Origin of the sequence: Streptomyces durhamensis, assembly GCF_000725475.1 — a bacterium.
GTDB lineage: Bacteria > Actinomycetota > Actinomycetes > Streptomycetales > Streptomycetaceae > Streptomyces > Streptomyces filipinensis.
This window is the reverse complement of sequence record NZ_JNXR01000043.1, coordinates 14,188-29,293: the sequence shown is the minus strand read 5'-3', so window position 1 is coordinate 29,293 and position 15,106 is coordinate 14,188. Positions and strand designations below refer to the sequence as shown.

Annotated in this window: 14 protein-coding genes, 4 pseudogenes and 1 riboswitch; of the genes and pseudogenes, 9 read left to right on the top strand and 9 right to left on the bottom strand. The window is 69.7% G+C overall.

Features of this window, described 5'->3' with window-relative positions; genetic code table 11:
- Nucleotides 1-295 precede the first annotated feature (295 nt).
- From IO33_RS54295 to IO33_RS0139055, 3 genes are all read right to left on the bottom strand, one after another.
- Nucleotides 296-691, bottom strand: a complete 396-nt coding sequence (locus IO33_RS54295; protein WP_107069485.1) for a transposase — start codon at nt 689-691, stop codon at nt 296-298.
- Nucleotides 692-701: 10 nt separating this feature from the next.
- The gene (locus IO33_RS0139060) at nt 702-872 is read right to left on the bottom strand and encodes a hypothetical protein (protein WP_157858006.1); all 171 of its coding nucleotides are present in this window, start codon (nt 870-872) and stop codon (nt 702-704) included.
- Nucleotides 873-1,120: 248 nt separating this feature from the next.
- Nucleotides 1,121-1,933 carry a hypothetical protein gene (locus tag IO33_RS0139055; protein ID WP_031173865.1) on the bottom strand — a complete coding sequence of 271 codons (813 nt, stop codon included), beginning with the start codon at nt 1,931-1,933 and terminating at the stop codon, nt 1,121-1,123.
- Nucleotides 1,934-2,339: 406 nt separating this feature from the next.
- On the opposite strand from IO33_RS0139055, the gene IO33_RS0139050 reads away from it, so the two are divergent.
- Nucleotides 2,340-2,555 (top strand): heavy-metal-associated domain-containing protein, encoded by a 216-nt coding sequence (locus IO33_RS0139050; protein ID WP_031173864.1) that lies wholly within the window; start codon nt 2,340-2,342, stop codon nt 2,553-2,555.
- Nucleotides 2,556-2,662: 107 nt separating this feature from the next.
- On the opposite strand, the gene IO33_RS0139045 is transcribed toward IO33_RS0139050, so the two are convergent.
- Nucleotides 2,663-3,400 (bottom strand): YcnI family copper-binding membrane protein, encoded by a 738-nt coding sequence (locus tag IO33_RS0139045; RefSeq protein WP_031173863.1) that lies wholly within the window; start codon nt 3,398-3,400, stop codon nt 2,663-2,665.
- A gap of 41 nt (nt 3,401-3,441) precedes the next feature.
- On the bottom strand, nt 3,442-4,026 hold the full coding sequence (locus tag IO33_RS0139040) for a hypothetical protein (RefSeq protein ID WP_051927232.1): 585 nt from the start codon (nt 4,024-4,026) through the stop codon (nt 3,442-3,444).
- A gap of 320 nt (nt 4,027-4,346) precedes the next feature.
- On the opposite strand from IO33_RS0139040, the gene IO33_RS0139035 reads away from it, so the two are divergent.
- Together IO33_RS0139035 and IO33_RS44970 are read left to right on the top strand one after the other, a co-directional pair.
- Nucleotides 4,347-4,562 carry a hypothetical protein gene (locus IO33_RS0139035; RefSeq protein WP_031173861.1) on the top strand — a complete coding sequence of 72 codons (216 nt, stop codon included), beginning with the start codon at nt 4,347-4,349 and terminating at the stop codon, nt 4,560-4,562.
- A 195-nt stretch (nt 4,563-4,757) separates the two neighbouring features.
- Nucleotides 4,758-6,046: pseudogene (locus IO33_RS44970) on the top strand (PepSY-associated TM helix domain-containing protein).
- A gap of 70 nt (nt 6,047-6,116) precedes the next feature.
- Here the strand turns inward: IO33_RS44970 and IO33_RS0139025 are convergent.
- On the bottom strand, nt 6,117-6,476 hold the full coding sequence (locus tag IO33_RS0139025; protein WP_031173860.1) for an ArsR/SmtB family transcription factor: 360 nt from the start codon (nt 6,474-6,476) through the stop codon (nt 6,117-6,119).
- Between the two features lie 79 nt (nt 6,477-6,555).
- A riboswitch (cobalamin riboswitch) is annotated at nt 6,556-6,745 on the top strand.
- Nucleotides 6,746-6,772: 27 nt separating this feature from the next.
- On the opposite strand from IO33_RS0139025, the gene nicT reads away from it, so the two are divergent.
- Nucleotides 6,773-7,882, top strand: coding sequence for a Nickel transporter NicT (gene nicT, locus IO33_RS0139020; RefSeq protein WP_031173859.1), 1,110 nt, complete (start codon nt 6,773-6,775; stop codon nt 7,880-7,882).
- 840 nt (nt 7,883-8,722) lie between these two features.
- On the opposite strand, the gene IO33_RS0139015 is transcribed toward nicT, so the two are convergent.
- The gene (locus IO33_RS0139015; protein ID WP_031173858.1) at nt 8,723-9,250 is read right to left on the bottom strand and encodes a flavin monoamine oxidase family protein; all 528 of its coding nucleotides are present in this window, start codon (nt 9,248-9,250) and stop codon (nt 8,723-8,725) included.
- Between the two features lie 401 nt (nt 9,251-9,651).
- Here IO33_RS0139015 and IO33_RS0139010 point away from each other — a divergent pair, with 401 nt between their 5' ends.
- The 4 genes and pseudogenes from IO33_RS0139010 (at nt 9,652) to IO33_RS48410 (ending at nt 13,708) form a co-directional block, all read left to right on the top strand.
- A complete protein-coding gene (locus tag IO33_RS0139010) occupies nt 9,652-10,959 on the top strand; it encodes an alpha/beta hydrolase family protein (RefSeq protein ID WP_245236013.1) in 1,308 nt (435 codons plus the stop codon).
- A gap of 260 nt (nt 10,960-11,219) precedes the next feature.
- Nucleotides 11,220-12,833 (top strand): phospholipase D-like domain-containing protein, encoded by a 1,614-nt coding sequence (locus tag IO33_RS0139005; protein ID WP_245236012.1) that lies wholly within the window; start codon nt 11,220-11,222, stop codon nt 12,831-12,833.
- A 30-nt stretch (nt 12,834-12,863) separates the two neighbouring features.
- Nucleotides 12,864-12,989: a hypothetical protein gene (locus IO33_RS53665; protein ID WP_280921958.1), complete on the top strand. Its 126-nt coding sequence runs from the start codon at nt 12,864-12,866 to the stop codon at nt 12,987-12,989.
- Nucleotides 12,990-13,055: 66 nt separating this feature from the next.
- Nucleotides 13,056-13,708 (top strand): annotated as a pseudogene (locus IO33_RS48410) (IS5 family transposase).
- Between the two features lie 198 nt (nt 13,709-13,906).
- Here the strand turns inward: IO33_RS48410 and IO33_RS0138990 are convergent.
- On the bottom strand, nt 13,907-14,329 hold the full coding sequence (locus IO33_RS0138990) for a TipAS antibiotic-recognition domain-containing protein (RefSeq protein WP_037687115.1): 423 nt from the start codon (nt 14,327-14,329) through the stop codon (nt 13,907-13,909).
- Nucleotides 14,330-14,610: 281 nt separating this feature from the next.
- A pseudogene (locus tag IO33_RS54290) lies at nt 14,611-14,790 on the bottom strand (transposase); the annotation flags it as partial.
- Nucleotides 14,791-14,857: 67 nt separating this feature from the next.
- Between IO33_RS54290 and IO33_RS49860 the strand changes: the two are divergent.
- Nucleotides 14,858-14,944: pseudogene (locus IO33_RS49860) on the top strand (LexA family protein); the annotation flags it as partial.
- Nucleotides 14,945-15,106 lie beyond the last annotated feature (162 nt).

The window sequence follows — 15,106 nt, the reverse complement described above, 5'->3', positions numbered from 1 at the left end:
GCATACCCGACATCGCCAGCTCGACCAGTACGTACGGCAGCACAGCCGACCAGAGCACCGAGAGCGTCACCGGCATAGCCGAGCCAGCCGTACCCGCCGACAACGACGGCCAAGGTGGCTGCGGTCAGCGGCCAGGCGCCACCCGTGACCCGGCGTCCGCCTACCGGTTCGCCATGCCCCGGCAGCATGCGCAGGCGCGCTGTGCGGAACTATGCGCTCCGCTCGGCCGACCTCTGAGGTGACGGCATCGGCCTGAACACCCGCACCCGCGGATCCGTACGACCACCCAAAGCCCTTACTGCCCGTCTTCCCGCGGCCGACCGGCGACGGACCGGTGGCCTCGCCCCCTTCTTCGCGCGGATGTGGGAGGCAACCAAGCAGGCCCGTGACCAGTCCAGCTCGTCGGCCGCATGCAGTGCAGCTGGTCGAAGACGCCGGCCTCATGCCACCGGCCCAGCCGGCGCCAGCAGGTCTGTCCGGAGCCGAACCCCGGCTCCAGCGGCAACAGTTGCCAGCTCACGTCGTTGCAGAGCACGTACAAGATGCCCTGCAGGCACAGTCGGTCATCCACCGGCTTCGGCCCGGGAGCCTTCTGCGGCCAGGGCGGCAGCAACGGCTCGATCAGCGTCCACAGTTCTGGCCCGGTTCGTGCCCTCCCCGGAGCAAGCCGGACGGAGGGTGACCCGGTCAACTCAGGCGGGTCAGCCGCAGACTGCTCGTCGACCGGTCCGGTTGGAAGGCGACGCCGTACTCGCGGGGAACCTGTTCGCCTCCGTGACCGAACCGCCCATCGAGCGCAGGTAGAAGGCGTAGGCCACCGACTCGATCTGCTCGAGGTTCAGGTACGCCCCCGCCAAGGACGCGCTGTTCATGATGCTCAGCGACCTCAACGACTCACCTGATCCGCCGCGGGTTCGTCGTGACTGGTCGCGCAGTTCCCCGCGCCCCGTGGAGGCGCGCTTCGCGCGCCATCCGCGGAGCGGGGTCCGGTCAGCGAATCCACGTGCGTGCCCGTAGCGTGCCCCATAGGGGCGCGGGGCCCTGCCGATATGCGGCTCCGCCGTGCGGGCGCGACCAGCCACAACGGACCCGCAGACGAAAGACCGCCGTGGTCAGCCGTTCAGCAGGAGATCGGGACCCACGTGTGTACGGGGTCGGTGCGGCCGTAGATGGACCTGACGCTCGACAGGATGTCGAGTTCGGCCCCGGTCGGCGGGGCGACCAGCCGGAACGTCACCCACGCGTCCCCGACGGAGTCCGCCGTGCCGGACACCCCCGAGGTGTAGCCCTTCTTGCCGGGAATCCAGTAATCAGCCCAGACCTGCTGTCCCGCGTAGTCGGCCGGGTAGCGGTCGTGCGAGAGGTGCACCGTCACGTCCACCGCGCGCACGAAGTACGGCCACGTGCCGACGCTGGTGCACTGCTGGAAGACGGTGGCGCGGGATTCTTCGCCCCCATACCCGCTGTCGACCCCGGTTGTGTCGTCCCGTGTGCAGGTGAGCAGGGGGCGGGTCCGCGTGGCGCTGTAGTAGGTGCCGTCGGTCCAGGCGACCTCGTAGCTGATGCTCAGCGTCGCGCCGGCGGGCGGGTTGTCCACCGTGTAGTTGAAGGTGGCGTTGCCCTTGACCGGGTCGAACTGGCCGAAGAGGGTGCCGTATTTGCTGGTGCCGGGGATGGTGTAGACGGCGGTGATCTTGGAGTCGGCGGGGCTGTGCCCGACCGCCTCCAGGTTCAGAGTGACCCGGTCCACGGGTACGGCGATGGTCGTCTTGCCGCTCCCGATGGTGTCGATGCCGCAGTGCTGGTCGATGTAGTTAGCCACCGGACCGTCCAGCCCGGCGAAGGCGGGCGACGCGCCCGCGGCGGTCAGGCCGATGAGCAGGGCCAGACTCGCGATCAGTGCTCTCCAGGTTCCCCAGGGTCTCCAGGACATCGCGGACGCTCCCTCAGTTGGTCGGTGCTGACGGTGCTTGCCACTTGCGGCGGCAGAGACGCCGGCACGACGCGCCCGGTTCCTGCTCGCGTAAGGACCCCTAAGAGCTCGTAACACGATCAAGGTCGGGTCTTCTTGAGGCGCCTCCAGCAGATGAGGCCGCACATGAGTGCGGCACGGTGCACGACCGCGACCACAACGCAGCCCGCAACGTCCTCTTCGAAGGACGCCGTATCGTCGCCGCCGGACGGGCGGAGACGCTAGACGCTTGTGGAGCGCCGGTAAGACGGGCACACGTGCCCGCGCAGCGCGGTGAAGCAGGAAGCCCCCGGAAGGGTCAGACGACCCAGACCGGAATCCCTGGACGTTAGGCCAGGGAGCACGTCAAAGCGCCCAGGAGTTCCCCATGGCCCAGAAGCAGTACAACGTCACCGGCATGAGCTGCGAGCACTGCGCGGCGAGCATCAGGGAAGAGGTTTCCGAGGTGCCCGGGGTGAGCGACGTCGTGGTCGACTTCGCCACGAACTCCGTCACCGTGCATGGCACGGATCTCGACGACGGGCGGCTGCGCGCGGCGATCGTCGAGGCAGGGTACGGCGTCACCGACCCGGTCGCCGTCTGACCCGACGGCGGAGCGGGCCGTACGCGACCGACTCTCATCCGTCGCGCGTCACATCGAAAGGACGGATGCCCTGCCGACGGGTCTCCGCCGGCAGGGCGGGCGCAGCTTTACTCGGCCCGGGATCCAGCGGAGCGGCCGCGCAGGACGGCGAACACCGCCGCGGCCAGCCCCAGTACGCCGACGACCAGTCCGGCGACACCCAGACCGCGGGCGGTCGAGTCACTGGCCGACGCGGTCGACTTCGAGCTGTCGGAGGTCTTCGGGCTCGCCGCCGAGGCGGTCGCGCTGTCGCCGTCCCCTGCCGCCTTGGCGGTGAGCTTGAGCACGGGTGCCGGGTTCTCCGGCTCCTGACCGCCCTGGGCCTCCTCGATCCACCGCACGACCTTGCCGTCGGAGTATGTCTGGAGGATCTTGAAGGCGAGCTGGTCGGTGTCGTCGGGCAGCTGGCCGAAGGCGACGTCGAAGTCCTCGTAGTGGCCGGGGTCGATCTTGCCGCCGGTCCAAGTGATCTCGGAGACCGTGTCGGTGATGGTGCCGTCGTCGGTCTTGACCGGTGTCTTGAGCTTGGTGTTGGTGACCTTGGCGGTCCAGCCGTCCTGCGGGGAGACGAGCACGCCGAGGACGGGGTGGTCGGTGGGCAGGAACACCTGGACCTGCTTGGTGCTCGCGTTGTCCGCCTCGTTGGGCACGCGGAAGGTCAGGACGCCGTCGGTGGCGCCCTTGGCGTAGCTGTCGGGGTGGACGGTGACATGCGCGGAGGCGACGCCGGCGGCAGCGAGGAGTCCGGCGGCGGTCAGGGCGGTGACGACGCCGGCGCGACGCAGGGTGGTGCGGGTCCTGGACATGAGGTGGTGGATCTCCGTACGGAAGAAAAGGATGTCGGGGGTCAGCTCGCGTACGACATCCCCATCGGCGGCCCGCGCCGGTGCACGGCGTGCCTCAGCCGTGCCTGCCGCAGCGACCACGTCTCACCGGCAGCCCGACCCACGGGCCCGCGCGCGTCCGGTACGCCCCGCGCCCCGCCGACAGCCTGCCACGAGGCGGCAAGCCCCGGCACGAACGCGACCGCCCAGCGCAGCAGCGACCACAGCCCCGCCTCGCCTCGCCGCAGCCACCAGGTCAGCACCAGGGCCGCCCCGACATGGGCGGCAGTGGCGTGCGGCGTCAGCGCCTGCGCGTGGGCCATCCGCATGCCGTGCATGACCATCCCCGCGTGATGCGGCTGCATGAGGTGGAAGAGGAGATGCAGCCCACCCTGGGCACCCAGAGTCCCCCCGCCGATCGCGGCCGGCGACCGCTCCCGGCCGCCCAGCAGGCAGCCGCCCACAAAGACCGGCACGAACGCGGCGACCTGCACCCCCACCGGCGGCGCCGCACCCGTGGCCAGGGCGTGCCCTCCGGCACCGAGCAGCACGCACAGCACGGCGAACACCGCCGCGCGCACGCTCCGCACCGCGAGGGACACACTCACGACACCCGATGCTGCCACGCGGCAAGAAGATCTTTCCCCTCGCCCATGCATACGCATCACCGCCCACGAACCGCCTGGTCAATCCGCCCCCTTCAACGAGTCGGAGGCGGCGGCGGTTCAGTTCCCGGCCACCTTGGCGAAATCGAAGCATCGGAAGCGGAGCAAGGAGCACGGGCGCACGCCGTCCTCCCGCACGCCCCCTATGCACGACGGGGTCGCGCGTCCGCCGCATCCGCGCCGGGTATCTCCCGGGCAGTCCCCGCGGCCACCGGTTCTGGCACCGGAGCGCCGCAACCCCATGTCCACGGAGGTGGAGCAGCATGACCGACATCAGCGGGCTGGAGCCCGTCGCCACGTTCTGCGGCAACTGCAACTGCGGCTGCCCGCAACTGTTCGTCGACCCCAGCGCCACGGACGACCGGCGGATCATCCTCACCGACGACTTCGGCCAGCGCGTCCGGATGAGCGCCGACCAGTTCTCCTCGATCGTCGCCGACGCCAAGGCGGGCAAACTGGACGGCATCGCCCTGCCGTGACCCGCCTCCCGATGCCGGGCACCTGTGACGCCCGGCATCGGAACTGTCCGTACGCAAGCTCCTGGCCTTCACAACCGCCCGGGTGTGCGCCACCTCACATCGGCGATGCGGAACTCATCGTTCCGTCCAGCCGCCCGCTGACGTGACACCCATACGGCCCAGGAGCAGCACCCATGCCCATCGAGCCGCCCACCACTGCCCCACCCCACACGGCCGGCGAACCCGGAACGTCCGCCCAGCCCGGCACCAACGGCTCCGTCGCCTGTGCAGGCACTGCGCCCGCTGGTGCTGCGCCTGCACTTCTACGCGGGCGTGTTCGTCGCCCCGTTCCTGCTCCTCGCGGCACCCCGAGGGCACCATCTCCGCCGTGCGGCCGTCACCGCAGCCGGATGCGACCACACGCGTTCTGCTGTCCGGGGTGAAGGGCATCGCCGCCGACCACACGCTCGCCGTGTTCGTGGACCCCTGCACCGGCACGGTGCGCGGCGCGCTGGAGCAGTACGGCTCCACCGGCGCCCTGCCGCTGCGCACCTGGATCGACGAGCTCCACCGCGACCTGCACCTCGGTGACACCGGGCGCCTGTACAGCGAGTTCGCCGCCAGCTGGCTGTGGGTGATCACGGGTGGCGGGCTGGTGCTCTGGTGCGGCCGCCGCCGTGCCCGCCGCAAGGTCCGCGGCACCACAGGACGGCGGCGCTCCCTGACCCTGCACGGCACGGTGGGCGTCTGGGCGGCGGCCGGTCTGTTCTTCCTGTCGGCGACCGCCCTGACCTGGTCCACCTACGCCGGGGCCAACATTGGCGACCTCCGCGAAGCCCTCGGCCAGTCCACCCCCTCCGTCACCGCGACGGTGAGCAGCGGGCACGGGGGACACGACTCCATGGCGGGCATGGACATGAAAAGCATGGATATGGGCTCGCACTCCGGCGCACGCTCCGACGTGGGTATGGACGCCGTACTGAAGACAGCCCGCGCCGAGGGCCTGTCCGACCCGGTGGAAATCGTGCCGCCCACGGACTCCGGCTCCGCCAACGTCGTACGGCAGATCCAGCGCAGCTGGCCGGAGAGGCAGGACTCGATCGCCGTCGACCCGGCCACCGGCAAGGTGACCGACGTGCTGAGGTTTCGCCGACTACCCGCTACTGGCGAAGCTGACGCGGTGGGGCATCGACGCCCACACCGGTACTCTGTTCGGCCTCGTGAACCAGATCGCGCTGGCCGGTCTCGCCCTGGCCCTGGTCCTCCTCATCCTCTGGGGCTACCGCATGTGGTGGCAGCGCGGCCGCGGCTCCGCCTTCGGCCGTCCGATTCCCCGCGGCGCCTGGCGACAAGTGTCGGTTTCCGTGCTGGTGCCCCGCGTCGCGGTGGTCGCCGTCGTCGGCTACCACGTCCCGCTGCTCGGGATCCCGCTCGCCGGCTTCCTCGCCGTGGACATCGTCCTCGGCTGGATCGGACGCCGTCGTACCGGGCACGCACACGCCTGAACCGAGCGGCCGCACCTGCGCGGGAGCGTAGCGCGACGCCTGCCGCGATCACGTGCGGCCGCGGATGTCGTCATGCTTCTCGGGACACGCAGTGCTCGAGCAGCACGGCCATCGGGCCCTCTACGAGCCGATAGCGCACGATTCGGCCGTCCTTCTCGCCGTAGACGATGCCTGCGGTCCGCAGCAGGCGCAGGGCCTGGGACACGGCGGTGTCCCGCATGCCCGTGGCGACGGCGAGGTCGGAGACGGCGAGGGGGCCCGCCTGGTGGAGGGCGAGCAGGAGGGACAGGCGCCCGGGGTCCGAGAGCAGCGAAAAGCGGTCGGCCCAGGTCCGTACGCGCTCGGGCTCGCCGACGGCTGCGATGGCGTCGCAGACCCGATGGCCGTCGATGGTCCGCTGCCCGGCACGTTCCGCGGGGACGAGATGCATGGACTCATCATCGCAGTCACCGGCTCCTGCCTCCACATCTGATCAGTTGTGCAGCCTTGCAGCCTCGACCTCCTGCCTTCTAGGGTGGGCGGGCCGTGGTGTTCGGGAAGACCGGTGACAGTCCCTCAGGGGCTCAGTCCGGAGCGGCCCTCGCCACTGTGATCGGGGAGTTCCCGCCCCATGCGTTGCCACTGGCCTCACGGCCGGGAAGGCAGGGGCGGGCGCGTTGACCCGTCAGCCAGGAGACCGGCCACGGCAGCACGAAGCTGATCCACGAGGTGCTGGAGCGTGACCGTATGACCATGTCCCCAGGCGTGCCCGAAACCGCCGCCGCCCCTTCCTTCCGCTGGCGTCGTGAGGACACCGTCCGGACCGCCGGTCTCCTGGCCGTGATCGTCGCTCTGCACGTGGTCGCCTTCGGGATTCTCTTCCTGCTCGTGGTGCCGCGGCATTACGAGGTCGGGACCAAGGCGTTCGGGGTCGGACTGGGCATCACGGCCTACACCCTCGGCATGCGGCACGCCTTCGACGCGGACCACATCGCCGCGATCGACAACACCACCCGCAAGCTGATGGCCGACGGCCAGCGGCCGGTGTCGGTGGGCTTCTGGTTCGCGCTGGGCCACTCCGGCGTGGTGGTCGCCATGGCCGCGCTGGTCGCTGGTGGCGCCAAGCTCGCCGGCACCCTGATGAACGATGACTCGCGAGCACACCAGGTCCTGGGCACCGTGGGCACCACGGTCTCTGGCAGCTTTCTGTACCTGATCGCAGCTCTCAATCTGGTGGCACTGTTCGGCATCGCCCGCGTCTTCAAGGCCATGCGTGCGGGACGCTACGACGAGGCCGAGCTGGAAGCGCACCTCGACTCGCGCGGTTTCATGAACCGCATCCTGGGCCGGCTCACCAAGTCGATCCGCCGCCCCGGCCAGATGTTCCCCCTCGGCTTCCTCTTCGGTATCGGCTTCGACACCACCACCGAGGTCCTGCTCCTCGCCCTGGCCGGCAACGGCGCCGCCGCCGGCTTGCCCTGGTACGCGGTCCTGTGCCTGCCCCTGCTCTTCGCCGCCGGCATGAGCCTGTTCGACACCCTCGACGGCACCTTCATGAACTTCGCCTACCAGTGGGCCTTCTCCAACCCGGTCCGCAAGGTCTTCTACAACCTCACCATCACCGGCCTGTCCATCGCGGTGGCTTTCTTCGTCGGCACGATCGAGCTGGTCGGGGTGCTGCACGACAAACTGGGCCTGAGTGACGACGTCTCCGGCTGGATCGCGGGCCTGGACTTGGACAACGTCGGCTACGTCATCGTCGGCCTGTTCGTGGTCGTCTGGGCCGTGGCCATCGGCTACTGGCGCCTGGCCAAGGTCGAGGAGCGGTGGAACGCCCGTACTGCGGAGGCAGGTTGACCTGACTCGGCCCGGAGCCGGCGCCGACGACGGCACCGACAGCAGAAAGGCTCCCGCAAGGATCTGCCTTGCGGGAGCCTTTCGTTGTACCGCCTGCCGATTCGGTGGGGCTGGGTGCTGTCGGGCGACCTGCCGCCCCACCATCAGCAGGCTGTGGAGGCTGCGGCGGGTCAGGGCCGACGGATCTGGCAGACCGGGGGATGCGTGCGGAGCTGTCCGCGTACGAGGGCCGGCCCATCCCGTGGGCGGCGCGCCAGTCACCCTCTGGTCACGACGTGCTCACCTACACCGATGCCAGCCCCGCACCTGAGCCATCACACGACAGTCCCGCCGACGGCGAGACGCCGGTCGAACTGTGCCCCCAAGGCCCTCCAAGGCATATGAGCACTCGTAACGCGATCTTGCCGAGCCATGCTGGCTGGGGCGTCAGCGTCTCAGGTTCCGCGTGACCGCCTCCGCCAGGTCACGGTGCCACTGGTGAGGATCGCAGTCCGCCGCCAGCCACAGCCCCGGGGCTCTGTTCACTTCAAGCACCAACGCCTGTCCAGTAGTTCGAGGAGGTGGTGGGCGGTCTGCGGGCCGTGGGGCGAGCCGACGAAAGGCGAGCACGTTGGATTGCCTGATCGTGGAGTTCTGCTCATTCATCCAGTTCTGTGCGGCAGCCAGGTCCTCAGCAGTGCCCGTCGGCGTCGACGGGCCCACATGGCCGGGTGCCCAAGATCGTGCGCTCACAGAGCACATTCCGTCCGTGCCGAGCCCGCGTGTCTGGTCCATGTCCATGATCGACCCCTTCCACCGCGTTGCGGAACTCGGCGGAGAAACCGGTCAGGGTGAGCTGCTTCAGCAGGGGCAGGGGGATGTCGCTGACGCAGTAGTCGGCTGTCGTCGCCAGTTCCTGCCCGCCGGAGCGGCAGGTGGCAGCAGGCCGGTGAACTCGTCACGCCCGGTGAGAGTGGCGGACAGCAGGGCCGCGAGGTGGCCGCGGGTGTCGTTGGCGATGCGCCCGTTGCGCCAGGGCCGGCCGGGCGGGGTGTGTCCCGCGCGGTGCAGGACGTTCGCCGTGGTCTCCATGATGTACGGCTCCAGCGACACCCCGAGGTCGGTGCAGTACTTCAGGACCCGGCGGTGGTGGTACGGGATGCGGCCGGGGCCGAGGTTGAGGTACAGGCCCTTGTCGAAGGCGCAGGTGTGGGTCAGTACCGGGCTGTCGCCCTTGCCGTCGAGTTCGCACAGCTTGTCCCCCTTACGGGCGGTGCGGTTTCGGCCGCCGGTACGGGTCTGAGGCTCCAGGACCGTGCACTTGCAGCCGAGCCTGCTCAGTTCGTAGGCGGCGGTGAGGCCGCCGACGCCTGCACCGAGGATCAGCACCGACGGCTCCTCGCAGGTAGCCGCACGCGGCGCGGCGGCGAAGTCAGGGGAGGCGCCCTCGCCGGAGCTCGGCGTGGCGTGGGCGGAACGCCTTGACTCGATGGGGGCGGGACAGCCGAAGCCCTCCGTTGCCTCAAGTCCTATCGCGCGCGTCACCGAAACTCGCCCACAGGTGCGCTTACGGCGAGGGGGGCGGCGGCGGGCAGAAGTGTCTGATCGGTGATCCCACCTGGTCGCTTGGATCAACTGCTCGTCCGTCCGCCGCCACGGTGAACGCCAGGGCCTCCATATCCGTAGGCCACTGCGGCGGTACCGGCGTACGACAGCCGATCGCCAGTTCTTCGATCGTCGCTCAACAAAGGGGTCCCATGAAACACCGCCGCCCGCGCCCGCGTCGCAGAGTGATCGCCCGAGCGGTCGGTACGGCGGGTACGCTGGCCATCGCCCTGGGTGCGGGGATGACGCCGGCGATGGCCGCCGGGAAGACGCCCAACAAGCCCACCGCCACCGGGTTCTCGCCCGACCAGGACGACACCCCCTGGGCGCCCCAGCACGACGCGGCGCCGCCGCAGCTCAAGGCCGCCCGTCCGCAGGCCGTCACGCCCCCCGCGAGCACGTCCGCTCTCCAGCTCAGTCTGCCCGCACCGACCGGGCGCCACGGCGTGGGCACGTTCAGCCTGCACCTCGTCGACAAGTCCCGCACGGACCCTTACGTGCCCGGCAACAAGCCGCGCGAGCTGATGGTGTCGTTCTGGTACCCGGCCTCCTCCACCCGCGGTCACTACCGGGCGCCGTGGATGCCGTCAGCCTCCGGCGCCCACTTCCTCGCCTCCCAGGGCCTGACGCCACAACAAGTGACGTTGCCGCGGACCGCAGGCCATGTCCTCGCCCCCGTCGACACCAAGCTCGGGAAACTGCCCGTCCTGCTGTACTCCAGCGGGCTGCACTCGGACCGCGCGAGGGGCACCGTTCTTGCCGAGGACCTAGCCAGCCGCGGCTACCTCGTCGTCACCGTCGACCACACCCACGACGCCAACGAGGTACAGTTCCCCGGCGGACGGGTCGAGGGCAACACCATGCCGGCCGGCGCGCACTCCTCCGACACGCTCGACGTGCGCGCAGCCGACATCCACTTCGTCATCAACCAGCTCGGCACCATCGCCAAGGGCAGCAACCCGGACGTCGACCACGCCAGGCTCCCCACCGGTCTGTCGCACGCCGTGGACATGTCCCGCATCGGGATGTTCGGCGCTTCGCTGGGCGGCGCGGCGGTCGACACCGCCATGCAGCTCGACCACCGCATCGCCGCAGGCGTCAATCTGGACGGCCAGTTCTTCGGATCGGCGCCACGCAAGGACCTGCACCGTCCCTTCATGCTCTTAAGTTCCGGCACCCACAACCGCAACAACGACGGGTCGTGGCGCACGCTGTGGTCGCATCTGAAGGGACACCGGGTCGACATCCAGCTCCACGGCGCGGCGCACGTGTCCTTCGTCGACGACGAGGCGATGGCGCCCCAGGAGGCGAGCTTGCTCAGGCTCACCCCGGCCCAGCTCCAGCAGGTGTACGGAACGATCGACCCGAACCGCGCGATCGAGATCCAGCGCGTCTACCTCGCCGCCTTCTTCGACAAGGAACTGCGCCATCAACACGGCACCCTGCTCGACGGGCCCGACAAGAAGTATCCGGAGATCTCCTTCGTCCGCTGACCCGGGCGTCCGAAGGGCCGGCCCCGAGCGCTCTGTGTTCCGGCGCGGCGCCGCGGGCTTGAGCGGCTGGCCGAGATCGAAGGGGCCGGCGCGGAGCACGTGGGACAGATCCCCGCACACGGCCGAAACGGCCCTGCTCAAGGGAGGATTACGCATCCCGCACCTGCTCCCGAGTACGCCGACCGGCACGCCTGCGCTGCCCCCCGGCCCGACGCGCACTCGCGTCGTGATCACCGCCTACTCCCTGGTAACTTCAGGGCGTGATCATTTCGCTCCGCTTAGACCGTGCGGCGCGCCTTGCGCTGATATCCGCTCTGGCCCTCGCCGTACTGCCCGCCGCTCCTGCCACCGCGGCCCCGTCGACAACCCCGCACCTCGACGCCGTGGAACGCACCCTCCGCGAGGTCTCACCCGGCCTCGAAGGCGACGTATGGGAACGGACCGCCGGCAACCAGCTCGACACCGCGCCCGGCGATCCCACGGGCTGGCTGCTGCAGACCCCCGGGTGTTGGGGCGACGCGCAGTGCCGCGACCGCGCCGGAAGCAGGAATCTGCTGGCGAGGATGACCGGGAACATCGCCCGGGCAACCCGCACCGTAGACATCTCCAGCCTCGCGCCGTTCCCGGACGGCGCCTTCCAGGACGCGATCGTCGCCGGCCTGAAGTCCTCCGTGGCCGCCGGACATCACCTGAAGGTCCGCGTCCTCGTCGGTGCCGCACCCCTGTACCACCTCAACGTGCGCCCCTCGAAGTACCTGGACGACCTACGCGCCAAGCTCGGTCCCGCGGCGGACGCCCTCACCATCGACGTCGCTTCCATGACCACGTCGAAGACCGCCTTCTCGTGGAACCACTCCAAACTCCTGGTCGTCGACGGGGAGACCGCGATCACCGGCGGCATCAACGACTGGAAGGGCGACTACCTCGACACCGCGCACCCGGTGACGGACGTCGACCTGGCTCTGTCCGGACCCGCGGCCGGCACGGCGGGCCGCTACCTCGACCAGCTGTGGGACTGGACCTGCCGCAACCGGACCAACGTCGCGAGCGTCTGGTACGCCGCCTCCGGCGGAGCGGACTGCCAGGCCGGCATGGAGCGGGAGACCAATCCCCGTGCCGTTCCCGCCACCGGTGACGTCCCGGTTGTCGCCGTCGGCGGGCTCGGCGTGGGCGTCAAGGACTCCGACCCCTCCTCCACCTGGCGCCCCTCCTTGCCGGACACCGCCGGCACCCGGTGCGCGGTCGGCCTGCATGACAACACCAACGGCGACCGCGACTACGACACGGTCAACCCGGAGGAGAGCGCCCTGCGTTCGCTGATCTCCAGCGCCACCGAGCACATCGAGATCTCGCAGCAGGACCTCAACGCCACCTGCCCGCCGCTGCCCCGCTACGACACCCGCGTCTACGACGCCCTGGCCGCGAAGCTCGCTGCCGGGGTCAAGGTGCGCATCGTCGTCAGCGACCCCGCCAACCGCGGGGCCGTCGGCAGCGGAGGCTACTCGCAGATCAAGTCCCTTTCCGAGATCAGCGACGTGCTGCGCAGCCGGCTCGCCAAGGTCACCGGGGACGAGCAGGGTGCCCGGGATGCCCTGTGCGGCAACCTCCAGCTCGCCCCGCTCCGCGGGTCCGCGAGCGAGAAGTGGTCCGACGGCCACCCCTACGCGCAGCACCACAAGCTGATCGCGGTCGACGGCTCGGCGTTCTACATCGGTTCGAAGAACCTCTACCCGGCGTGGCTGCAGGACTTCGGCTACATCGTGGAGAGCCCGGCCGCTGCCCGGCAGCTCGATGGCGCACTGCTCCAGCCGCAGTGGAGCTACTCTCGGTCGTCGGCGACCGTCGACTACGAGCGGGGGATCTGCCGGATCTGACCGGGCCCCTCGTCCGTCACCGCCCGGCCGGTGGTGGCGGACGACGCCCGGCTGCCGCTCGTCGCCCAGCGGGCACAGCTGTTCCAGGAGAACCTGTCATGCGGCGACGGCGGCGAGGGCGCACTGAACTGGTCCCACTGGTGCAGACACCACTGAGCCGTCGCCCGCCGATGCCACCACCGGAGAAGAACCAGCATCTTGAGCTGTGAATGATCTCGGTTCATGGGTCGGGGAGATCTCACGGACGAACAGTGGGCGGTGCTGGAGCCGTTGTTGCCGAAGGGCACGAGGGTCCGACGGCCACCCATCTGGCTGCGATCACATGGGACCTGAGCGTCGACTCCACGGTGTGCCGAGCTCAACCACCGGGTGGCGTGTTGACCGAGCCCGGCGATCACGGGCTGGGACGTTCGCGCGGCGGGTTCACCACCAAGCTGCACCTGGCTGTCGAGCACGGTCAGAAGCCCATGGCGATCGTGGTCACGGCCGGTCAGCGCGGCGACTCGCCTCAGTTCGAGCCCGTGTTGGGGAAGATCCGCGTGCCTCGCATCGGGCCGGGCCGGCCACGCCTCCGCCCCGACCGGGTGCGGGCCGACAAGGCGTACGCCTCCCGCAAGAACCGCGCCCATCTGCGCCGACGCGGGATCCGCTGCACCATCCCAGACAAGGCCGACCAGGCGCGCAACCGCCGGAAGCTCGGCTCCCGCGGCGGCCGGCCGCCGCGATGCGACCCGGCCGACTACCGCGAGCGTCACGCGGTCGAGTGCGGGATCAACCGCCTCAAGAGACATCGCGCTGTCGCCACGCGGTACGACAAGCTGCCCGTCCGCTACGAGGCGACCGTCCTCGTCGCGACCATTAACGAGTGGCTGTGACCCGCGGTCTCGCGCAGCGGGATCCACGTTCCACGCCGCGGGCAGATCGCTCCCGCAGAAGACGCAGACGAAGTCGTCCTCACGCACGATGTTGCCCCGGCACCAGCCCGAGACCCCGGTCTCTGCTTCCTCCTCCCAGGGGCTGCGACAGCCCTGGGGCCTACCCCGTCCATGCATGTGCTGGCCCGTGCCGCCCGACTACGCCGAAGCCTCGGCCCCTGCGCTGGGGGCGAACCCGCTCCCCTGCTCGGCGAACACCTTGATCGCGGCGCCCAGGAACTCCACCATCCCGGGGTGGTAGGAATCGTGGAACGCCCTCATGGCCTCGTCCTCGGCGTAGAAGAGCGACATGCCGATGTAAGCCTCCCTGGAGGGGGTGTAGAACCGGCTAACGATGTCGAAGTGCCTGCGGACGAGCTCCTGGATCTGCTGGTCCCCTGGCAGGGAGCCGCCGTCCAGGAAAGCCGTCATCTCCCGGTACAGGACGTCCCAGTCCTGGTGGACCCGCTCCCTGTCCACATGTTCCCAGTCGTTGGTCCCGGCAAGGCTCCTCGCCTGCTCCTCGGCCAACGACCGGCGACACTCGTCCTCGTAATTCTTCCCCACGGCACCGGTTCCCATCGTTTCGTCACCTCTCCGGTGGATCCCCGAGAGGGCGCCGACATGTCGGCATCGACCGGCCGTCGATGATCAACTGCCGGTCCAGGCCGAACGGTGACACACAGCCACCGGGTCGGCAAACCATTTCTTGGACCCTCCGGCGCTCCGTCCCGGTCGGCCGGCGGGGGAAAGGCGCAGCTCGAACGGCGAGCCGTCGGAGCGGGGCGTCCAGCCGCTCGACGGCGCGGCCCGGATTCCCGCGGCGACCACGCGCGGCAGGACGAGCTCGGCCGGCACCGGGTCCGGTTCCATGACGGCCGGTCGACCGGTCTCCACGACGGAACACCGGTTCGGACGCGGAACCGTATGCCGTCGATCAACTGCCGCCGAGGCCAGATGGGTGGCCGCCCAACCCTCGTGCCCTTCGGCAACAACGGCTCCAGCCCCGCCCACTGTTCGTCCGTGAGATCTCCCCGACCCATGAACCGCGATCATTCACAGCTCAAGATCCACTTTCGATACACCGCCTAGTGCTGTGACCGGCAACGCTCCATGATCGACGCGGCGATCTGTGACGGCGACATCGTGACCGTACGACGGCAGGACAGTGCTGACCACGGCGACATAGTCGCTTCTAGCGGGGGCGACCGTTGCGCAGCGTGATCCGATGAGGATCGGTGCAGCTCAGCAGCAGCGCAGAGGACGCTACCGCGCGCAACAGGTGTGGCGCTATCACCCGATCAGGTAACGGCGCCACGGTTCTGGTCATCGCTGTGACAATGCAGCTTTGTTGGCAAA